The sequence below is a fragment of the Coxiella-like endosymbiont of Rhipicephalus sanguineus genome (assembly GCF_018687865.1).
The window spans coordinates 26,718-47,839 of sequence record NZ_NIQB01000082.1 but is presented as its reverse complement, the minus strand read 5'-3'; the positions used below and the strand labels follow the sequence as shown (position 1 = coordinate 47,839).

The following is a 21,122-nucleotide window of genomic DNA, read 5'->3' as shown; positions in this document are numbered from 1 at the left end:
AGCGTCCTATGTATGTGTCTCATTTACAAGTGGGGGCAGATGAGAATTATTTTCTTCCGGTACAAGTAATTACTGAATTTGGTTGGCATAATTTGTTTGCTCGTGATCTTTTTATTCGACCTGATGGCGATTATGCCAAAGGGAAGCCTGAGTGGATTATTTTAAGTGTGCCCGGGTTAAAAACGGATCCTGAACGGGATAAAGTAAATAGTGATGCTGCTGTCATAATTAATCTCTCGCAACGTCGCGTTCTTTTGGTAGGCATGGCTTATGCGGGGGAGATAAAAAAGGCAATGTTTACGGTATTGAATTATCTCTTACCTCCTCATGACGTCTTACCTATGCATTGTGCTGCAAATGCTGGTAAATCGGGCGATGTTGCCTTATTTTTGGGTTATCGGGGACGGGCAAAACAACATTGTCTGCAGACCCTAATCGATTTTTGATTGGTGACGATGAACACGGGTGGAGCCGTACAGGAGTTTTTAATTTTGAAGGGGGTTGCTACGCCAAGTGTATAGATTTATCTTCAGAACGCGAGCCCATGATCTGGGAAGCATTCGTCATGGCGCTATTATGGAAAATGTAGTTTTACAAGCGGATGGTCAACCCGATTATAGGGACGCGAGCTTAACCCAGAATACCCGTGCTGCTTATCCCAGAGAACATATTTCCTTGCGTGTCAAAGACAATCGTGGAAGACCCCCAGATTCAGTCATTTTTTTGACGTGTGATCTGTATGGTGTATTACCTCCCGTTGCTTTGCTCACGAAAGAACAAGCTGCGTATTATTTTTTGAGTGGTTATACCGCCTTAGTAGGCAGCACGGAAGTGGGAAGTGTCAAAGGTGTGAGGCCCACCTTTAGCACTTGTTTTGGAGCGCCATTTTTCCCTCGTCCTCCCACGGTATATGCAGAATTGCTCATGAAGCGAATTGAAGAAACACAATGTCAAGTATATCTTGTCAATACGGGTTGGGCAGGTGGTGCTTATGGCGAAGGAGGCGTGCGGTTTCCCATTCCTACAACCCGCGCCATCATTGATGCCATACTTACTCGAAAATTGAGAAATCAACCTACAGAAAATTTGAAAGGATTTAATTTGGCAATCCCTAAATCGGCTCCCGGTGTAGAGGATAAAATCTTAAATCCTCGCCAAGCCTGGACAGATGTTAGAGCGTACGATATTAAAGCCCTCACGTTGATAGAAAAATTTCGAGAAAATTTTGTAAAGTTTCAAGTAACAGATGCTATTCAAAAAGCAGGCCCGGTAATTGAATAATTTCTTTTTAAATTTGATATAGAAAAATGTCCATAGCAACAAATATTAGAAATATTGAGCAGAAAATTCGTGAAGCAGAAAAAAAATATGGGCGGGAACATCATTCCATTATTCTATTAGCTGTTAGCAAATCACAAAATATCGATAAATTGAAGGCAGCAATTGCTGGGGGACAAACTCTGTTTGGGGAGAATTATGTGAAGGAAGCCCTTACTAAAATGGCCGCTTTACAGAATCTTCATTTGGAATGGCATTTTATTGGAGCTATTCAAGTTAACAAAACGCGTCTTATCGCGACTCATTTTGAATGGGTACACAGCATTTCGCGATTAAAAATTGCGGAGCAGTTGAACCAATATCGAACCTCGGAACAATCTCCTTTAAACATTTGTATTCAGATCAATATCAGTGAGGAGAAAAATAAAAGTGGAATTAGTCTTGTTGATTTGCCAAAATTCGTTGCTGAAATAAATCAATTTAAGCGGTTGCGATTGCGCGGATTAATGACAATTCCAGCTTTTAAAAAGGATTTTAAGGCGCAAAAACACGATTTTGAAAAAATAAAGAATGCTCAACAACAATTAATAGAAGAAGGTTTTTTATTGGATACGTTATCGATGGGGATGACCCATGATTTTCAGGCAGCTATCGCGGCAGGAAGCACGATGGTACGAATAGGTACCGGTATTTTTGGTCCGCGAGATTAAAACATAACTTAGTTTTTAAAAAGAAATCATGTGGAAGATTGACGCATGAGCATAGCTAATATTACTTTTATTGGTGGTGGCAATATGGCATGCAATATTGTGGTCGGTCTGCTTGCTAATGGATATGATTCTAATTGTATTTGTGTTACGAACCCTACTTCTGATAAGCTCACTTTTTTTCGAGAAAAATGTAAAGTTCGCACGACTCAGAATAACCGCGAGGGCGCAACGAACGCCGATGCTATAATTCTGGCTGTGAAACCTAATCAGGTTAAAGGAGTATGTGAAGAATTGAAAGACATCGTTAATACGCTTCATCCTCTTATTATCTCTGTAGCTGTTGGTGTCCGGGTTAAATTGCTTCAGCAATGGCTACAAAGCGAGCCAGCCATTGTAAGAGCCATGCCGAACACTCCGGCTTCCGTGGGAGCTGGTGCAACGGCTTTATTTGCTAATGAGAAGGCGACTAAGGAACAAAGAAATTTGGTAGAATCCATTCTTCGCGCCGTTGGGCTTGTGGTTTGGTTATCTTTGGAAGATCAAATTGATGAGGTAGCCGCTCTTTCTGGTTCTGGTCCCGCTTATATTTTTTTCGTGATGGAAGCTTTACAGGAAGCAGGAGAAGGTTTAGGACTACCAAAAGAAACGGTGCAATTACTGACGGCTCAAACGGTATGGGGTGCTGCGCGGATGTCGTTGGAGGCAGAAAAAGATCTGGTCGAATTGCGTCGATTTGTTACATCTCCGGGTGGCACAACGGAACAAGCGATTAAAGTATTAAAATCGGGCAACTTGCCCGAATTATTTACTAACGTATTAAAGGCAGCTGTTCAGCGTGCTAAAGAATTATCCGTTGAATTAGAGAAGTCGATTTAAAAAAACGCAGTGGATTGTTTTTCATTTTAACCAACAAGCCAAATCTCCATGTTACGAATGTCATAGATAGTTAACTCAGCGAAAGCGCTCGATAAGTTACGCAATTGCCCTATCCTATTTAATATTTTATTACTCTCATTTGATATTCTAGGAACAAAAAAATAGGGGCAAACAGTTTGGCAAGTCTATTTAAATTGTGAGGTGAAAGGTCATGCTTAAATTTTTCATGAGAATAGATTATGGAGCAGGTGATGAATTGGCTAATCTATCGCCAGGAAGGCAGTATTGATCGTATCCGGACTACCTTGATTAGAATTATTGAAGGATCTTCAGAAATTTTTCAAGGGTCTATTATTAACTTCTTATTTGAGGAATTTAAGAGAAATTGGACAAGCTATGATATTCAATCATTAATTTTTAGTAAGCTGGAGTTTAGAAAGTGAGGAGACACCAAAAATCTAGCGATTTTTCGGGAAGAGCTGAGATCATTTATTAAAGCAGAAGACTTGGCTCCTTCCATCAATGTAGAAGAAGCTTATAATTGGATAATGACTGTATTGAAGACCCTATTGCTGCAATCGGAAGATAAATTTAAGCTGATCCAAATTCAGCTTTTTTTGATAGAATATATTTTAAAAAATGTGAGAAGTTTTCTCTAGACGAAAATAAACTCCTCTGTCTTAGGGAGAGATTTATTAATTCTGATGAATTCCAATCCTACCCAAGTAGAGGCTATTTGTTAAAATTATTCATCCTTTATCGCATAGAGCTAGCCCCCCCCCGAAATATCTAAAAATGGGCAGGGATGGTTTGAAGTGGATGGTAAACCCATTCGGCATTATCTTCCTGATGTTGAATTGTGATTAGAGGAAGTCGTCGCAGTGCGATTATAGGATAAAAGATTTTTGCGAAGCAAAAACGCGTTGAGCCGAGCAAGGGCAATCCTATTGAACTTCTGCTCCGCAGAGATCTCATAATCAGTAAATTTGTTCACAGGCAGACAAGGACTTTTTAGTTTAACTTGTGCAGTCTCGACAGGCAGGCCAGCCTTTAGCAGCTTACCCTTCTGAGTCAAGAGCTGAATATTTTAGATGCTCTATTTAGTTGAAATGGTTCAACTTCTCATTTATTAGGGAAACCTAATAGTAGACTAGACGTCTATTTTTGTTTCCCAAAAAAACCGAAAATAACTTTTTGTGATGGGTCTCAAGAAGAAAAGAAGATTGAAATGGTCAAAATAGGAATACTAATAGTGATGAAAATTTGGATATCTAGAAAAATATTCACACCATTAGCAGAGATATGATTGTATTTACAAATGCTGGTATATTTTTAATGGGTCTTATTTTTGATCTTTACGTTATTATCCTCATGCTTCGTTTTCTGATGCAAAAAACGGGCGCTAACTATAACCCTGTTTCGCAATTGGTAATTCGCTTAACTAATATTTTTGTTCGCCCTTTGCAGCGTATTATTCTTGGTTTTAGGGGATTTGATCTCGCTATCGTTCTACTGCTGATGGTTTTTGAGCTTATTCAGGTCTTGCTTATATTTGGGTTTCGGTTTCAGGTAATGCCTCATTGGCTAGGATTATTTTTGATAGCAATTGGCTCGTTGGGCAACAAATTTATGAATTTATATTTTTACGCCATAATCATCCGAGTAATCATGAGTTGGTCACCTTCTTTACAGCGCAGTTCGGTTGCAGAAATAATATTTTTGATTACGGAGCCTTTAATGCGTTCGGTACGTCGATTTATTCCAATAGTGGCTGGATTTGATTTTTCAGATCTTTTCTTGTTGGTTTTGTTGCAATTAATTTCAATAATTGTTTTTAATCCTATAATAGAAATAGGAACGCGGTGGGCGTTATAGGAAATAGTTGCTCCAGCACCTGGATTCTATTAGGATGTTGTCAAGGGAGATAATTTATGAGCGAATATGTACATTCCACGTTGGATGATAATTTTGACAAAGACGTCCTTAAAGCAAACAAGCCCGTATTGGTGGATTTCTGGGCTGAATGGTGTCAACCCTGCAAAATGATTAGTCCGATCGTAGAGGAAATAGCGAAAGAATATTCTGGTCGTGTTAAAGTGTTCAAGATGAATGTGGATGATAATATAGAGATACCGGCTAAATATGGAATAAGAGGAATACCCAGTCTTTTGATCTTTCGTGAAGGGGATGTGATTGCTACTAAGGTAGGTGCATTGAGCAAATCGCAGTTAGCCGCTTTTTTAGACGAGAACTTGCATTCTTCATGATAAGCCACTAGAATCACCAATATCACGGTGGCCTACCGGTTATAATCCCATCGCTTTTAGGTTTATTCCTAACTATGAATACCAATCGGGATACACCTTTGCAAGAGGATGCTTGTTCGAAATAACGGGCAAGTCCTAAATCGATTTATTTAAACAACGAAGAGGTTTTATCAATAAGTTATGAACTTAACTGAGCTTAAACAGAAATCAGTTCCAGAGTTAATGGAAATTGCCCAAGAAATGAATTTGGAGTATGTTTCACGCTCCCGAAAGCAAGATATTATTTTTGCGGTTTTAAAATCTCATGCTAAAAAGGGGGAAGACATCTTTGGCGATGGAGTTTTGGAAATTCTCCAAGACGGTTTTGGATTTTTACGTTCCGCTGACAGTTCTTACTTGGCCGGTCCTGATGATATTTACGTTTCTCCCAGCCAGATCCGAAGGTTTAATTTACGTACTGGGGATACGATTTCAGGCAAAATTCGTCCTCCCAAAGAGGGCGAACGCTACTTTGCCTTATTACAAGTTAATGAAATTAATTTAGAGAAACCCGAAGCTTCTAAGGGCAAAATTCTTTTTGAAAACCTAACAGCACTTTTTCCGGATAAACAAATCCAAATGGAAATGGGAAATGGCAGTACGGAAGATATTACTGCTCGAATTATTGACTTGGTAGCACCTATTGGAAAAGGCCAACGAGGTTTAATCGTATCACCGCCTAAGGCGGGTAAAACGATAATGCTACAAAATATTGCCCATTCGATTACCAGTAATCACCCTGAGTGTGTACTAATTGTGCTGTTAATTGATGAGCGGCCGGAAGAAGTCACGGAAATGGATCGCTCTGTAAAAGGAGAAGTGGTGGCCAGCACCTTTGACGAGCCTGCCCTCCGTCACGTCCAAGTAGCAGAAATGGTTATTGAAAAAGCAAAGCGACTCGTTGAGCACAAAAAAGACGTAGTAATTTTGCTTGATTCTATCACTCGATTAGCACGAGCTTACAACACTGTAATTCCAGCCTCAGGGAAAGTTTTAACCGGGGGTGTGGATGCGAATGCGCTTCAACGTCCAAAACGCTTCTTTGGAGCTGCACGCAACATCGAAGAGGGTGGTAGTTTGACGATTATTGCAACTGCTTTAATCGAGACTGGGTCCAAAATGGATGATGTGATTTATGAGGAATTTAAAGGCACGGGTAATATGGAAATTCATTTGGATCGTCGAATTGCTGAAAAACGAATATTCCCCGCTATTAATATTAATCGATCGGGTACGCGGCGTGAAGAATTGATGATGAAGCAGGATGTTTTACAAAAAGTTTGGATTCTTCGTAAGATTTTACAGCCTATGGACGAAGTAGCAGCAAGCGAATTTTTAATTGATCGCTTAAAGCTAACAAAAACAAATAATGATTTCTTTGACTCAATGAAAGGCTAAAATACCTATTTTAGCAACTCTCCTCCTCTAGGTTTGTGGTTGATTGCAAAGTAGTTCAAAAGCAAGAGAGTAGGCAAAAATTTTATAATTTGCACTCTGGAAGTCTATTTAGGGTGTTTTTGCCACTTATTTGCCTTCGTTCTCCTTTGGCTGTGGTTGATGATTCAACAAGAAAATTTTTGCTTTCCAGTTTGTAAAACTATGCTGACGATAGGGGTATCTGCTAATGAGAAAGAACACAATAATACAAAGATAATCATTTAATTGGGTGGAAAAATAAAATTCTGTATCGTCGTTGGGGAACCTCCACTTGTTGTCCGGTATCGACACTACGCTCCCAACTTCTACCGCGTTTTACACTTTGTAATACAAAGGAAGCATCGTACAAAAAAATTGTTTATCGCTCGGATTTCTCTATTTAAGAATTGGATTAGAAAATGGGACAGTAATCAAAACAGAAAGAGAGCCCCCCAAGACTAAACGACACGTTTTTTTATAATCATCAATCACAACATCCTCTTCAAAAATAAGAAGTATCATCAAAAGAGTCTTAGAAAGAAATACCGTAATTTATGAAGCAATCTGTGCTATATTCAAAACTATGAAGAAAAAGATATGGCTTTTTTGCTTACTGATCACTGGAGGAATTTTAGCCCAACCTGAAAGATTGCTTTTAATTTGTCCTCAGCTTAAAGAAAGAGTTTGCCGTTCCAGCCAAACTGTATAAAGATGCAGATGGTAAATTATGGACATTAGTTATCCAGAATGGGACCTCTGCAAAATTTGGTATTTTTAGAGCGGTAGCTAATTAAAAAAACAACCTAATTCTTACACTTTAAACCTGTGAAAGTACTGTTTCGGGGAAAACGATACAAGCTAATTTTATCTCTAAAATATCTGTCTACTAGGTCATTCCCGACGTGAAATATAAATTATTTGGTTGTTTTTTAAGCGAGAATAAGTTTACCTGGCTTACTAGAATAAGATCGGCCACTCGTCGAAGGGTTGGTAAGTTTAGTGAAAAATCATTGATTCAAGCAAATAATTGAGAAGAAGTCAGTCCCTCGATCTAAATTGAGGGCATTGTAGCAATCCAATTTTTTAACAAGATGGGCCAATTGGGTGGGTGTTAATAATAAATTAAGATCAGTAATAGCGATAATTACTTTTCCCGATTTTGTAATGCAGAGTGAAGATCGTTGAGCCAATCGCTCCTGAAGTTTTAAGATCTGACCATTAATAATTAGTCGAGCAGCTTGAATACAAAATTAATTTGTGGAGAAGGAGAATAATTTTGCGGACTGACAATCTGGGCCTGATTATTTTTAATTAAAAAATTCCCTACCATTTTATGGGTCGTAAGGGACTCAATGTTTCTCCATTACTAATTCTTAGTCCAAGAGGGTGTAAAGTGGGTATAAAGAATTCACAATTTATAGCAATAAAAACTTTATGAGGTTGTGTCCATTGATTGGCAAAAAGAGAAGTTTGTTTTAAATCCTTTGCTCTTATTATTTGAAAATTATAGCGAGTTAAATCAATTTTAAAAGCATATATTTTTTCTATAGACTGAGAATAGAAAGGATTAACAGCCGTGTATTCAATACCTGCAGTTTAAACATAATAAATTTTGGAATTTGCACAGGAAACCCAGCCGACACACAAAAAGATAACCATACTGAAAAAGCGAAATAAATTCATAATTAATTTCTAGATATTTCCAAAGGCTAATGCTTTTCGATAACAATCTAGAGCAGTATTTTTTTGGCCTTGTGCCTCGTAAATTCTCCCTAATTCTTGGTAAGCGGCTGGTGTAGGTGCTAATTTAATACTGCTTTGAAGATAATCATGAGCTTTGTCTAAGAATTTTTCTCGGAGGCTTAATCTTCCCAAGCAAAGGAATAATTCTGGCTCCTTTGGGTATTTTTTAAGCCATAATTCAGCCGTTGCTAATTGTTTAAATTCTTTAATAGGGCAGGCTAAACCATAAGTCGTAACCAGAGCTGGATTCCATTGTTTTTTGAGTATGTGTTCAATTAAGGGAATAGCTCTGTCTGCTTCACCCAGAGTTATTAAATAGCGTGTATAGGGTTTAATTAAATCAACGTCTTGTTGAAAATGACGAGGCAACGACTCCCATGCTTTAATTAAAGGCTGCTTACCTTTTTGGTAAGCTTCAGAGAGCAAATTAATATAAGTTTCTTTTTCTAAAGCAGCTAAAGTCTCGGGAGGTTCCACTTTAAATTTTCGTAAACCGGGAAATAAAGGGCGCAAATTTTGCCAATCTTGAAGTTTTAAATAGACTTGTTTTAATAATTTTAATGTATATTCATGATGAGAGTCTTCTTGATCTAAATGCTGCAAGGTAGCGAGTGCCTGTTCCCACTGGTGGTTACAAATTTGTAATTGTGCTTGAGTAAGACCTACAGCAATAGCAGACCCCTTAGTAGTCGTATGAGCCAAGCGTAGATAATTATCTCGACGTTCATAAGCCTGTTTGGCATTGGCGGCCTGAGCCGCGGCCAAATAATTAATAAGAGGACTTCGAATCATCTTGGCCGATTTTGTTAAAGTCTGTTCGGCGCGCTGCCAGCGTCCTTCGGCAAGCTCACACAAGCCAGTATTAGTGAGATGATGTCCGCGTCGATAAAGCCGCATTTTCCGCCATCGTTGCATATTCTTTGAAAGATGGGTGGCGCGGCTGATTAGACGAAATATAAAATAAAGAAGAAGAAAGAGAACAATCAAAGAAATGAGAGCTACCCACAAGGTTGTCTCAATACTCCAATGACGGTAAATGATTAATATGTAGCCGGTATCTTGAGCCATTTCCAGCCCTAGCCAAAGCGACAATAAAAGAAGAAGAAATAATAAAATTAAAAATTTCATGTTTTTTTGTTGGGAACCGAAGTATTAGCGAGTGCCTGTAAGGACTTCAAAGAGGGAAGCGTAGGTTCAATATCAACCGCAGCTAAAGTTTGTATTCTTTTAATAAGCGCAGCTGTTTCGGTTTGATTAGAATCATACTCAGCCAACCATTGAATGGCGGCACTTAAACTTTTTTGATAGAGCGAAGAATTTTGATTAATTAGGGTCCATTGGGCTTGAGTTAATTTTAATTGGATGTTTTCTTTTAAAAACAAGATTTGCTGAGGTTCCAATAAAGGTGAAGTAGGATGATCAATGCGCCGAATGACAAAGAGTTTCTTTAAGCCACCCAGATTATATTTGAGTTTCTCCCACCAATTTTTTTCTTCTGGAGTAGGCTCAGTTTTCGCCGGTGTTGTTTCAGAGAATTCCTTAGAGGGAAGCAGTGATAAATTACCTACGTCGATTTTTAATTGATCTAATTGGTCAGACAGCTTCGTTACTTCAACGGGTGCACTGGAAGAAAGAGTGGTAATATCTTGATCGATCGCCTCCTTTAATGTAACGAGGCTCTCTTGGGAGGAGGATTCTAATTGTTGTCGTGCCATTTTCAGTAATTGAAGAGCGACGGCAGAATCCTTTTCAACCACCAAGTGGATATTGGCTAAACGAATTAAGTAAGCTGCTTCAGCAATGTTCTTTTGAGAAGTAGCCTCAGTGATTTTTGAGAAAGTTGAGCAATGTCTGCCTGGTTAGTGTTAAGGATTGCTTGCATTGGTGCTTGCGATTGTTGCAAATCGATTATCAGTTCAGCTAGTTGACGTTCAAATTGATCGGTGTTGAGGTGGCGCCAGATAGCGATACTTGAGCCAATACCTCCCAAAGCCAAAATAAGCGCAATTACACTGAGCAATAAACCAGTGTTCCGTGGAGGTCGCGGTTTCAGATTTTTAGGCAAGTCGTTTGAAGTAAACGTCTCAGGCACGGCTTTTCCTTATTGAAAAAAATTGAATTACCTTAAATTAAGGTATCTGTTTTTGCAATATTTCGATAATGGCTTTTTTCGTAGGATTCTCCGCCATAATTATGTAATTAAACCTATAAAAATGTCAGTATCACGCATCTGCTCGCTGATGACCAGTAAGGAAATGCTTTGTAGCTATTGCTAGTGTGAAGAAAATAAAACCTTTACCTTCTGAAGACTTTCCACACTCGTAGATACTATAGCATGAATGGATTTCTTAGTTAAAGTTTCGATTATTTTGGGACCTATCCTAAAGGCTTCCACCTGGTAACAAAAAATTAGAAACGTCTTTCCTCCACGCTCTCTTAATTTATGCTTTAAATAAGGTCGGGTGTTTTCTCCACAAAAGAAAGTTATAATTTTTCCGTGAATATCTTTGTAGAATAGATAATTCCAGAAGGCTTTTGCTACTATATTTCTTCGAAAGCGCATTTACAGAAATTTCTCGTTTATGCAATGCGTTAGCTGTTCCTGGTTCAATAGCTATTATTTTTTGATTGGCTTGAAAGCTTAGATTGGGAGCATATCTTATAGAATAAGATAAAGTGGCTGAAAAAAAGATTTGCTGGATTGTTTTGGTCTACCTTTTAGCGGTTTTATAATCAGCGTAGGAAATAAAATCACTTTCCTACCCATTTTTTAATGTCATTTTTTAGTTTTTTCGCTTGATCTTTAGGACGAGTAATGACTATAGTCTTATCTTTTAATCGATTGTTTCACATAAAGCTCTATTTTCCATGCTGCATAAGCAGGTATTTCGTAAGGATGAAGGCGCAGTAATTCTTCGATTACAGCATGTAAATGCTGATCTTCACAAACCATCTCTACCAAATATTCTTCAACAGTTTCAATCTGGTCCTGGCTGCCTACATAGGGGTGACTCCCTTTCAGAGGACGATATTGTCCCACTCCCAAGGTTTGCCACGCACAGCAATCGTAATCGCCAATTCGCCCGGCCCCTTTTGCAAATAAAGCATTTTTGACCTCGTCTAAGTGTTTTTCAGGAACATAGAAAGTGAGCTTGTACATGGTAAATTCCTCGTGAATAAAGTGTTTTGTATTATATAATCAGATTAATGGGAGCGGAATGGTATTAGTGATCTAAAATTTCTTGGAACCTATAATAGAAATTTTCCATTGCTTCGTAAGCAATTTGTCCTGGTGCTGATTTTGCCTCTTCCAGAGAGGTGAAGGTTAAATACCCCCCTAATAGCGGTGCCAATAATCGGGTCGTTTTTCCCTGTTTGCCCATGCCAAGAACAATCATATTTTCGTTTTCTTTTTTATTGAGTAGTAATTGAAATAAAGTTTTAACATCAGTTTGGCTATTCGTCATAACTGCAAATTTTAGAATATCGGGCTTAAAATCCCACATATGCGCTGCAATAGTTTTAAGCTCTTTGAAATCCGGGGTTTTTTTAAAATTATGATAAGAGAGAATAAATTTAGCTTTTTTGTTTTGAATAGTAATTTTATTTGCAAGGTAGAGATCAATGTCCAAATAATTAAATCCGAGATTATTTCCCACTTGTAAAATTTTATTTTGCTCTTCCAAAGTGCCTTGGAATTTTCCTCCATCCTTTTTAGCGCGGCAGCATAGGATAGATTTTTTATTGGTGTGTGTAGCAATAACATCTAACATTTCTGGGTTTATATCTTGAATGAAGTCCACACGAAGCTCTATAAAATCAGTCAGATTTTGAGCTTTCTCGAGTTGCAATAAAAACGATTTGAGAGTTAGCCCAATTACCGAGACACAGATCTTTAAGTCGCTCAACATTTTTGTTTTAATTCTGCCAATATCGAATCAGCACCTTGCTTTAAGAGTTCTTGAGCAGCCTGCAAACTAAGAGTTTACGCCTCTTCGGATTTGCCCTTAACTGTGTAGTATAGAGAACCAAAGAACCCTCCGGCTTTTCTATCATAGCAGAGAAAGAAAAATCTTCGTTATTAAAGATTCCATGCGCTGCCATAGGAGTGAAGTAATCGCCCCCAAGTTTGTAGTTAACAACTTGTTCTGCAATTATACACACTGCCGTGTTTTTTTATCGTCCAAGGGTTTCAATAAGTCATGAATTTGGCATCTTCCTTACGATATTCCACACCAATAGCTACTTGTCCAATAGCCGGTATAAATTTCCGAACATCGAGATACTCACTAATACGATTTTCTAGCTGCAATCGTTTTTTAACCCTGCTGCTAAAATGATGGCGTCGTAATATCCCTCGTTTAGTTTTGTTAAACGTGTTTCGATATTTCCCCGAATATTTCCAATTTTCCATTTAGATTGGATTCTCTTTAATTGACAGTGTCGTCATGGGCTCGATGTGCCGATAATAGCTTGAGGTAGCAAATCAATCAGTTAAAGAATTAAATTCATTGGTAACTAAAACATCTCGGGGATCCTCGTGGAGTAGAAAAGCCGCGATGATTAACCCAGCTTTATTTTGTACTGATAGATCTTTAAAAGAATGGATAGCAATATCAGCCTCTTCGCCAAGAAAAGCCTGTTGTAAGTCCTTAACTAAGAGATCCCCCCCCGCTTGCTAATGACCTTGTTAGGCAGTCGCCTTCCGTAGTCCGCCCGATGATAGTGAAATGAATGCTAGAATTATTTTTTGAAGTTATTGTTTTACAATTTCTCCTTGCCGCAGTTCCAATGGACTTTTTCAGTTGATAATGGTGATTTTTCTTCTACTGATCATTAATCGTTTGCACGACTTAGTTCATCTAACAATAAATCTTTGTGTTCCCAGAGCAAATTTAGCCATTTCTGGAAATAACGACGAAAATCGCGATCTTCATAATAATCACCAATAAGATCAGCAGCTAAGGGTAACAATTCATAATGAATGGTGATAGTAGAATGGTCACCGCGAAAATATTTCCATAAGGTGAGTGGTTGGGAATAATGGATGGTCACATTTAAAATTCCACTCAATTCCTTTTGCAATTCTTTAATAACGATCGCAATCCCACCCGATTTCGGCTTTAACAAATGCATATAAGGAGAAGATTGGCGTTGCTGCTTAGCAATGGTAAAACGAGTACCTTCTACAAAATTCATTACCGTGGTTGAGAATTCTTTAAATTTTTCACATGCTTTTTTTGTGGTTTCGATATCTTGTCTTTTCAATTCTGGTTGTTTGCGAATTGCCTGGGGAGAATACCGGCGAACGAAAGGATAACCCAAAGACCAGCAACTCAGACCGAGTATAGGCAAGCTCCATAGCAGCTCTCGTTTCATAAAAAATTTAATGACGGAAATTTTATGACCGAATGCGCGTCCGAGCACTAATATATCAAGCCAGGTTTGATGATTGCTAATTAAGAGATACCATTTATTAGGATAAAGATCACCTTCGCCTTCAATTTTCCAGCGATGACGGCGCACATTTAGGAATTTACCAGAAGTAATGGCCCAGAGAGTAGGAAAGAATAAAGCAATTTTCATTACCGCCCGATACCAGGACTTAACCGGCATGAGTCGAGCTAGAAGACCAAAAATAAGTGCAAGTACTCCTAAGATAAAAGAAGGAATGATATAGAGAAAAATAAGAAAAACTCCTAACGGAGAATTAAAGAAACGCCACATTCGCTAAATCCTTCTTCTTAAAACCCCATTTCTTCTTGAATAGCGCTGTTCTTTAATTGCCTAGCTTTGTTGATAAACATCGCCGACTTTTGGTTGAGCTTAGGGTTTAAAAATACATTGGTATTGATTAGATGCCTTACAATTGGTGTAACCACCTAAATTTTTACTCCACTTCCCGCCAGTAGGTTGATACACAAGCAGCTTGTATTCCAAGGCGATGGGGAATGTCATTTTTTCGTTAGAAGCATAAAGGCAAGTGATATTTCCTAGGTTTACCCCCTGCCATTGGGCCCCTAAAAATTTATCTGTATGAGTGGCAAAGGAAGCCGCATAACTTAGCCAACCGTTTTTCGTAAACCAAACCATTTTCCGAGAATCTTTTTGAAGATCGCTTATTTTGGGGCAACTGAGATAACCGGAGGACAATCCATTAGCAGGTGTTCGGGATGCTGGGTCTGCGGGACTGCTATTGTGGGGAGGGAAAGCCAACACCATTTGGGAAAAGACAGCAAAACCAACGATACAAAGGATAGCAGGTAGTAATTTCACGACAAAATTCTCAGTTTAATTTTTGTTCATGTATTATAAATCTATCTTCTCCAGGATTGAAGTGGAAACTTCTAAAGAATGAGGAAACATTCAAGTTCCTTGGGGTTTTATTTATGTTGTCTTAATGAGATTAGTTTTTGCTTTCTCCCTTTCCCTCTATTCGCCTGTGGGGTAGCTAATTTCTTTAGTGTAACAGATATTCATTTTGATTCATTTGATACATGTGAAAGCAAAAAGAGTATTTGTCCCCTCATTGTTATTAAATTAAAAACAGCCCCTGCAGATCAATGGACTGTTTTTTGAACAATATGAGCCAAAAACGTTATCTATCTATTTTTATGGTCAAGATACAGATTACGCTCTTTGTAAAGTGGACACTCAATGAATTGGAAATGCTAGGAGCACAAAATCAGCCTTCTTTTGTGTTCCTGATAGGTGATTATCTGGCGCATGGTTACAAAGAGAAATATACACTTTATTCAGAGGATTCCCCCTTTAAATGATATCAATCTTTTGTGCAGAAAACGATGCAGTTTTTAACAAATGAGTTCCACACTACCTTTCCCAAAACGCCTATTTATCTCTGCTATAGGTAATAATGATTCTTATGGAGGAGACTATTATTCCTAACCGAAAGGGGATTTTTATAGTTATATGGCTAACCTCTGGTCGATTTTTTTGATGAGTGCGGCGAATTGGGTGAGTTTTCTTCAAACCTTTCCCTATGCGGGTTATTATGAAATTATGCCTCCCGGGTCCTCCTAATAAATAATAGAATTTTAATAGAATTTTAGTATTAAAATAGAATTTTAGTATTAAATTCCGTGCTTTTTTCGGAAAAAACTCCAGGGCCCCATGTTGTGTCTGCCGTTCAGAAGAAGTTAAAATGGCTGAAAGAAATACTTCCCCAAGCGGTTCTCCAACGTCAGTGGGTTTGGTTGGTATTTCATATTCCCTTTGGAATTGATGTTTATAAAACGTTGACTTCGGGAAAGACAACGTTTTTATGGTGGTAACCTGATTATCTACGACAATTTCTCTCTTTTATATCTGAATATAGTTCCGTGATTGAGGGAATCTTGAGCTCTCATCCTCATATGGACAGGTTTTCTCTAGTTGAGAAATGATTTAAATGAAGACATTTTTGATAGCTACATTCCTCCAATAAAGTCCGCGATTTGGCAATAATTCCGGATTTAAAGTAATTTCAATACGATGTCAGTAGTTTTGATATAGTTAATTTTCATACTTATTATTTGCTTATATTATTTGCTTAATTAATAAAAATATTTTTTCTGTTGAATATTTCTTTTGCCGATCAACATTGGCAAGTTTTATATAGTTTTAACAAAAAATATCAACCTCAGTGTATGCACTGTTATTAATTAACAGAATGGAAAAATTGCAGCGAACCAATCCATAGTTCAATTCTATCAAGAATATTATGCAACGGGTACGGACGGACAACCTATCGAAAGGGATCCAAACGCATGCTCTTAATTATTGGTGTGCCATCTACAAGTTCAACATTCCGGATTATGACACTTGTATAGCTAATAATTCTCTTAAAGCAGGTCAATGGCGAAATTACATTTCTACTATTCCGTAATGAATGCGTGTAAAAGCACCACACTCTTACAATCGAGCTACAATTACAATAAACGGGGTATGGACACGCTCTTATTTCTTCCTGCGATTTAGTGATTGTGATGGAGAAAGTAAAATGAGTACGCGAGTTGGTTTAGAGGCCGAAGCTTGCACATTTCAGACAAAGAGTAATTTATTTGAAATTATTTCTGCTAAATTAAAAAAATCCGAACATTCGTTTTGTTTTAGTCGATGAATCTCAATTTTTAAAAAAAATTACAGGTGAAAGAATTATCTTTAGTGACCGATGAATTGAATGTTGTCATTCTAGCTTATGGGATTCGCATGGATTTTCAAGGCGAACCGTTTGAGGGCAGCCTCTATCTTCTGGCATGGGCAGATCTTTAAATTGAAATAAAAACTATTTGCCACTGTGGTCGCAAGGTTACAATGAATTTACGTATTGATGATGAAGGGAATCCTGTTTGTTAGGGAGAGCAAGTTGAAATTGGCGGTAATGAACGCTATCGCTATATAGCCACTTGTCAGAAGCATTTTTAGTTAGGACAAGTCTCTAATTGCCTCAGCTGAAAATTTTCTGGTCTAATATAACTTGGAGTATAAATATATAATTGGAGTATAAATAACCACATAAAGGACTTTTTATCATGGCTAGAAAATATGCAAATTTACACAAAAAGAAGTTAAAAAATGCACCGTTACAAACGGGGAAAGGTTCATAGTAGTCCTAAACACAAAAAAGTAAAAAGTCGAAAACAAGTGATCACTATAGGCTTGTCGAAAGTGCGTAAAAATGGAGCTAAAGTTCCCAAGAAAGCGCAATCGCGACAAGTTTGTCTACATTCCTTTATTTTATCATCCCCGATAGCTTCGCAGAATTGGGCACAAGCTTCACAAACTTCGGTGCAAGTTTGGAAGATGGATTTTTAAAGTTTAGAATTGCGCGTCATGAAATCGGCGCTTGTTTGACAGATTTGAATACAGTCCATTATCATATGTAGGTGGCTTAGTTCAGTGTGCTTACCATCTTTCCTGAATACAATGGTTGTATAATATTTTTGGCATATATGGCGACAATTCCAACAAACTTTTAATATAAGCTTCTCTTTTTTCCTGATTCATAAGGACCTCCAAATTGTCTCTCATATAGTTATCCGTTATAGTTATCCGTTAAGAATAACTCCGCCATTGTGGATGTAACACTTAGCTAGACATATAGCAGAATCAGCTGAAACCAAAAAAGACGTAACAGTAACCTTCTTGGGTTCCCCTCCCCGCCCGACCCATGGGAACGCTGCTGCCAAATTTTTGGACGTGCTTAGGAGAAAAACTGCTTGGAATCAAAGGAGTCTAGATAGCTCCCTGGAGCAACGGCGTTTACTCGGATTCCCTTTTTGATTTTGATAAGGTTTTCAGATAAAGAGCGAGTAAATGAGACAATGGCTCCTTTGGTGGCGAAATAATCAATGAGTTGTTCACTCCTATAGGTGGTAATGGACGTAGTGTTAATTATAACGCTGCCTTTTTTAAGGTAAGGCAAATAAGGTAAGGCAAATAAGGTAAGGCAAAGCGGCTGTAGTCAAATAAAAATAGGAAAAGACATTGATTTCAAAAATTTTTCTTAGCTACTCGCCGGTAATGTCTTCGAGATTATCCTGAGGATATTGTTTGGCTAAATTATTCATTAAAATATCAATTTTTTTAAACTTTCGAGTGGTATCTTTTTACTACTAATTGGCAAAAAGCAGAGTCAGCTATATTTCTGGACAAGAGGAAGGATTTTCGTTCTTTTGATTCAACTGCTTTCTGAGTGGTAGTGGCATCCTTATGTTCATTGAGATAGGTAACACCTTCAATACCAAAAGCGACGGCAACAACACGACCGAGCCACTATCACCTACAGTGATAATAGCCTACTTTGTTGAGAAGTTTATCACTGCCTTGGTAATCAGGATCTTGGTATTTAGGACAAAAAATCATTTTGGACTCAATTCTGGGTTGAGTCTTTTGCTTCTAGGCGGGATGTTGCTGCTTCGATTTTCGCTTAGGGGGGCATAGCATTCCTCCTGAATATCTAGAGATCAACCGTACCTCAACAGAGGAGCGGGATCAAGTAACACGAAATAGTTGCCACATATTTTTACAGTCCTTCACAGCTATTCTTCTAAACACTTTTTCTATATAATGCTGACTTAATTTAGTCGGGGAACACTTTATGGGGGAACCGGCATTGGCCGTGTCGATGATGAATTTAAAAAGCATTACTTACGATTATTCTTTGCAGCTTTGGGTTGTTTATTTTACTGGCTCAGTGTTTTTTTTCTTCGAGTTCGTGCAGCTTAATATGTTTAATGCGTTAGGCCCTAATTTAATGCGTGCTTTTCATATTGGGGCTAGCTGTTTAGGCCATCTATCAGCAAATTATTCTTATGCCAATATCATTTTTTTGTTTCCTGGGATGCTGCTCAATCGAGTATCGACGCAAAAAGTAATCATTTTAGCTATAACAGCTAGCGTAGTTTGCACGTTTGGCTTCGCAGCTTCCACATCAATTTGGCAGGCAAATCCATGTCGTTTTATTACCGGAATTGTGGGATCTTGCTGCTTATTAAGCAATGTTTGCTTAGCTTCCCGATGGTTTGAGCCTCGTCAGATGGCTTTAGTTATCCGCTTGATCGTGACCCTGGCCATGATCGGAGGAATGGTTGCACAAACCCCATTTACCTTGCTGACGGATGCCCTGGGGTGGCGAATGTACATTACTCGTCGACGCTTCTTTAGGTCTCATAATGCTCTTGTTGATTGTCTTATTAGTGAAAGATTTCCCTCGGGGTCAGGTCAGTCTTTTCCGAGAGCATCAAATGTATTTGCACGACCTAGGTTTTTGGCGAGTATTGTGGCGAACTGTAAAAAAAACAGTCAGAATTTGGTTATTAGGTGGGGTCTGTATAGCTCGTTAATGAATTTGCCGATTGTTTTGCTGGGCGCTATGTAGGGAAGCCCTTATTTAATTCAAATTCGAGGGTTGACGCGAGCTGATCCTTCTTTTGTAACCCCTATGTTGTTTATAGGCACTATTATTGGTGCTCCAGTAGTGGGATGGTTGTCAGATAGAATCAAACGTCGGCGAATACCTATGATGGTGGGCGCTGTTATTGCGTTATTTCTAATTTTATTATTGATGTATTTACCGCATTTATCATTGCTAGCCTTGCTAGCCTTATTAATTATTTTTTTGGGACTCGGATTTATTACCAGTACACAGATTATTAGTTATCTTATGATCGCTGAAAGTAATCCTTTGGCTCTAACTGGCACTGCGGAGGGTATGACTTCCGTCTTGATTATGGCGGTGGGGAGGAGAGGGGGTACGCAACCTCTATTTACCCGACTAATGGAATGGCAATGGTCACATCAGGTTGTTAACCATGTGCCTTTATTTTTATCCAATGATTACCAATTCGCGTTGGCGATTATGCTGCTGGCTTTTATATTTAGGATTAGTCATGGCGTATTTATCCAGGGAAACCTATTTCATCTCTTAATATAAAGAAAGACAAATACAAAATGAAAGAATCTCTAATTAGTTTTGATAATTCTCTTGAGCTATCAAAGTCAGTTTCACATACCAATCTTTGGCGAGCTTGGGTGGTATGTTTGTCGGCATCTCTTTTTTTCTTTTATGAATTTATTCAGATGAATATGTTTGATGCAATTAGCCTTCCACTAATGCAGGCTTTCCATATCCAAGCAACTCAATTAGGGCAATTATCTTCTTTTTATTTTATCTCGAATGTTATTTTCCTTTTTCCAGCAGGGATGTTACTCGACCGATATTCTACGCGGAAAATAATTTTGTTCTCACTTAGCGTTTGTATTTTAGGCATTACTGCTTTTGCGCTAACTACTTCATTATTTTCAGCTTGCATTTTTCGCTTTTTGATGGGTATTGGGAGTGCGTTTTGCTTTTTAAGTGTCATACGCTTAGCCACACGTTGGTTTTCCTCTACACGATTGGCCCTGGTTACAGGCGTCATTGTGACTATGGCAATGCTAGGAGGAATGGCAGCGCAAACACCTCTTACCTTATTAGCAGAAGTATTAAATTGGCGAAAGGTTTTATTAATAGATGCGGCTTTTGGCTGCTTAATTTTTTTGATTATTGCGAGTGTTGTGAAAGATTTCCCTCATTATTATCTCGAACACCATCGTGTAGAACGTCAGCAAATTAATGACATGGGTTATTGGAAGAGTATGGGCTTAGCTTTTTTAAAATTACAAAATTGGCTAGGTGGAGTATATACTTGTTTAATGAATTTGCCTTTATGCTTGTTGGGAGGAATTTGGGGCATATTATATTTGAGTGATGCGCATCACGTTCCCAAAATTGAGGCTACCTATATTACGAGTATGTTATTTATGGGAACTGTCATGGGTGGACCTCTGGTAGGCTTTTTATCTGATAAAATTGGTTTACGAAGATTACCGATGTTAGTAGGTGCTATTTTATCGTTAGCCTTAATCTTAGCAATTATAGAAATACCCCATTTGTCATTCTTTTCTTTGCTTATACTATTTTGGGCAATGGGTTTAACCACTAGTAGTCAAATTATTGGATATCCTACAGTCGCTGAAAACAGTATACCCGTAATAACAGCTATGTCAGTCAGTGTTGTTAATATTACTACTATGGGTGGACAGGCTATCTTCCAACCATTATTTGGCCGTCTCATGGATTTGCATACGATTTATTTTCATCATTCAATGGGTGTTTACGTGGCTTCAGATTTTCACTGGGCTATGTTGATTTTACCTATCGGATTTTTAATCGCTCTGGGTGCTGCTCTTTTTTTACGAGAAACTTATTGTCGTTCTCGCAATTAATAAAGGAAAATTAGAGTGTCGACGG

Annotated in this window: 24 protein-coding genes and 2 pseudogenes; 13 read left to right on the top strand and 13 right to left on the bottom strand. The window is 38.2% G+C overall.

Annotation, left to right across the window (positions count from 1 at the left end):
• Nucleotides 1–8: 8 nt before the first annotated feature.
• The 6 genes and pseudogenes from B1F79_RS04700 to rho all read left to right on the top strand — a co-directional run bounded on the left by B1F79_RS04700 (nt 9) and on the right by rho (nt 6,568).
• A pseudogene (locus B1F79_RS04700) lies at nt 9–1,281 on the top strand (phosphoenolpyruvate carboxykinase (ATP)).
• Nucleotides 1,282–1,307: 26 nt separating this feature from the next.
• Nucleotides 1,308–1,988, top strand: coding sequence for a YggS family pyridoxal phosphate-dependent enzyme (locus B1F79_RS04695; RefSeq protein ID WP_251366189.1), 681 nt, complete (start codon nt 1,308–1,310; stop codon nt 1,986–1,988).
• A gap of 45 nt (nt 1,989–2,033) precedes the next feature.
• Nucleotides 2,034–2,864: a pyrroline-5-carboxylate reductase gene (proC, locus tag B1F79_RS04690; RefSeq protein ID WP_251366188.1), complete on the top strand. Its 831-nt coding sequence runs from the start codon at nt 2,034–2,036 to the stop codon at nt 2,862–2,864.
• Between the two features lie 1,302 nt (nt 2,865–4,166).
• Entirely contained in the window at nt 4,167–4,739 is a 573-nt protein-coding gene (locus tag B1F79_RS04685) for a YggT family protein (protein ID WP_251366187.1), read from the top strand.
• A 56-nt stretch (nt 4,740–4,795) separates the two neighbouring features.
• Entirely contained in the window at nt 4,796–5,131 is a 336-nt protein-coding gene (trxA, locus tag B1F79_RS04680) for a thioredoxin TrxA (protein WP_251366186.1), read from the top strand.
• A 180-nt stretch (nt 5,132–5,311) separates the two neighbouring features.
• Nucleotides 5,312–6,568, top strand: a complete 1,257-nt coding sequence (rho, locus tag B1F79_RS04675) for a transcription termination factor Rho (RefSeq protein ID WP_251366185.1) — start codon at nt 5,312–5,314, stop codon at nt 6,566–6,568.
• A gap of 1,025 nt (nt 6,569–7,593) precedes the next feature.
• On the opposite strand, the gene B1F79_RS04670 is transcribed toward rho, so the two are convergent.
• The 11 genes and pseudogenes from B1F79_RS04670 to eirA all read right to left on the bottom strand — a co-directional run bounded on the left by B1F79_RS04670 (nt 7,594) and on the right by eirA (nt 14,605).
• Complete coding sequence (locus tag B1F79_RS04670) at nt 7,594–7,776, bottom strand: phosphodiester glycosidase family protein (RefSeq protein WP_251366184.1); 183 nt, start codon at nt 7,774–7,776, stop codon at nt 7,594–7,596.
• A gap of 502 nt (nt 7,777–8,278) precedes the next feature.
• Nucleotides 8,279–9,457 carry a heme biosynthesis protein HemY gene (locus B1F79_RS04665; protein ID WP_251366183.1) on the bottom strand — a complete coding sequence of 393 codons (1,179 nt, stop codon included), beginning with the start codon at nt 9,455–9,457 and terminating at the stop codon, nt 8,279–8,281.
• Entirely contained in the window at nt 9,454–10,086 is a 633-nt protein-coding gene (locus tag B1F79_RS04660; protein WP_251366182.1) for a uroporphyrinogen-III C-methyltransferase, read from the bottom strand. The genes B1F79_RS04665 and B1F79_RS04660 overlap by 4 nt, the downstream gene beginning before the upstream one ends.
• A 23-nt stretch (nt 10,087–10,109) precedes the next feature.
• The gene (locus B1F79_RS04655; RefSeq protein WP_251366181.1) at nt 10,110–10,421 is read right to left on the bottom strand and encodes a hypothetical protein; all 312 of its coding nucleotides are present in this window, start codon (nt 10,419–10,421) and stop codon (nt 10,110–10,112) included.
• 735 nt (nt 10,422–11,156) lie between these two features.
• Nucleotides 11,157–11,489: a divalent cation tolerance protein CutA gene (cutA, locus tag B1F79_RS04650; RefSeq protein WP_251366180.1), complete on the bottom strand. Its 333-nt coding sequence runs from the start codon at nt 11,487–11,489 to the stop codon at nt 11,157–11,159.
• Nucleotides 11,490–11,553: 64 nt separating this feature from the next.
• Nucleotides 11,554–12,240 (bottom strand): type I 3-dehydroquinate dehydratase, encoded by a 687-nt coding sequence (gene aroD, locus B1F79_RS04645; RefSeq protein WP_285896402.1) that lies wholly within the window; start codon nt 12,238–12,240, stop codon nt 11,554–11,556.
• A gap of 281 nt (nt 12,241–12,521) precedes the next feature.
• Nucleotides 12,522–12,641 (bottom strand): hypothetical protein, encoded by a 120-nt coding sequence (locus B1F79_RS04640; protein WP_251366193.1) that lies wholly within the window; start codon nt 12,639–12,641, stop codon nt 12,522–12,524.
• Nucleotides 12,632–12,715, bottom strand: coding sequence for a hypothetical protein (locus B1F79_RS04635; protein ID WP_251366192.1), 84 nt, complete (start codon nt 12,713–12,715; stop codon nt 12,632–12,634). The genes B1F79_RS04640 and B1F79_RS04635 overlap by 10 nt, the downstream gene beginning before the upstream one ends.
• A gap of 100 nt (nt 12,716–12,815) precedes the next feature.
• A pseudogene (locus B1F79_RS04630) lies at nt 12,816–12,986 on the bottom strand (hydroxymethylbilane synthase); the annotation flags it as partial.
• 179 nt (nt 12,987–13,165) lie between these two features.
• Nucleotides 13,166–14,056, bottom strand: a complete 891-nt coding sequence (gene yihG, locus B1F79_RS04625; protein WP_251366178.1) for a 1-acylglycerol-3-phosphate O-acyltransferase, YihG family — start codon at nt 14,054–14,056, stop codon at nt 13,166–13,168.
• Nucleotides 14,057–14,155: 99 nt separating this feature from the next.
• Nucleotides 14,156–14,605: a T4SS-associated protein EirA gene (gene eirA, locus B1F79_RS04620; protein WP_251366177.1), complete on the bottom strand. Its 450-nt coding sequence runs from the start codon at nt 14,603–14,605 to the stop codon at nt 14,156–14,158.
• Nucleotides 14,606–15,465: 860 nt separating this feature from the next.
• Here eirA and B1F79_RS04615 point away from each other — a divergent pair.
• The 4 genes from B1F79_RS04615 to B1F79_RS04605 all read left to right on the top strand — a co-directional run bounded on the left by B1F79_RS04615 (nt 15,466) and on the right by B1F79_RS04605 (nt 17,143).
• Nucleotides 15,466–15,621: a hypothetical protein gene (locus B1F79_RS04615; RefSeq protein WP_251366176.1), complete on the top strand. Its 156-nt coding sequence runs from the start codon at nt 15,466–15,468 to the stop codon at nt 15,619–15,621.
• 562 nt (nt 15,622–16,183) lie between these two features.
• Nucleotides 16,184–16,306, top strand: coding sequence for a thymidine kinase (locus tag B1F79_RS07070; protein ID WP_372443150.1), 123 nt, complete (start codon nt 16,184–16,186; stop codon nt 16,304–16,306).
• Between the two features lie 168 nt (nt 16,307–16,474).
• Nucleotides 16,475–16,600: a hypothetical protein gene (locus tag B1F79_RS07065; RefSeq protein ID WP_372443149.1), complete on the top strand. Its 126-nt coding sequence runs from the start codon at nt 16,475–16,477 to the stop codon at nt 16,598–16,600.
• Between the two features lie 303 nt (nt 16,601–16,903).
• A complete protein-coding gene (locus B1F79_RS04605) occupies nt 16,904–17,143 on the top strand; it encodes a DUF6496 domain-containing protein (protein WP_251366175.1) in 240 nt (79 codons plus the stop codon).
• Here B1F79_RS04605 and B1F79_RS07240 read toward each other — a convergent pair.
• Nucleotides 17,140–17,310, bottom strand: coding sequence for a four-helix bundle copper-binding protein (locus tag B1F79_RS07240; protein WP_504739182.1), 171 nt, complete (start codon nt 17,308–17,310; stop codon nt 17,140–17,142). The two genes, B1F79_RS04605 and B1F79_RS07240, sit on opposite strands and share 4 nt — an antisense overlap.
• A 221-nt stretch (nt 17,311–17,531) precedes the next feature.
• Nucleotides 17,532–17,753 carry an SDR family NAD(P)-dependent oxidoreductase gene (locus B1F79_RS07060; protein ID WP_372443148.1) on the bottom strand — a complete coding sequence of 74 codons (222 nt, stop codon included), beginning with the start codon at nt 17,751–17,753 and terminating at the stop codon, nt 17,532–17,534.
• A 675-nt stretch (nt 17,754–18,428) separates the two neighbouring features.
• On the opposite strand from B1F79_RS07060, the gene B1F79_RS04600 reads away from it, so the two are divergent.
• The 3 genes from B1F79_RS04600 to B1F79_RS04590 are packed head-to-tail and all read left to right on the top strand — an operon-like array spanning nt 18,429 to nt 21,097.
• On the top strand, nt 18,429–19,208 hold the full coding sequence (locus tag B1F79_RS04600) for an MFS transporter (RefSeq protein ID WP_251366174.1): 780 nt from the start codon (nt 18,429–18,431) through the stop codon (nt 19,206–19,208).
• A 30-nt stretch (nt 19,209–19,238) separates the two neighbouring features.
• The gene (locus B1F79_RS04595; RefSeq protein WP_251366173.1) at nt 19,239–19,763 is read left to right on the top strand and encodes an MFS transporter; all 525 of its coding nucleotides are present in this window, start codon (nt 19,239–19,241) and stop codon (nt 19,761–19,763) included.
• A gap of 17 nt (nt 19,764–19,780) precedes the next feature.
• Complete coding sequence (locus tag B1F79_RS04590) at nt 19,781–21,097, top strand: MFS transporter (protein ID WP_251366172.1); 1,317 nt, start codon at nt 19,781–19,783, stop codon at nt 21,095–21,097.
• Nucleotides 21,098–21,122 lie beyond the last annotated feature (25 nt).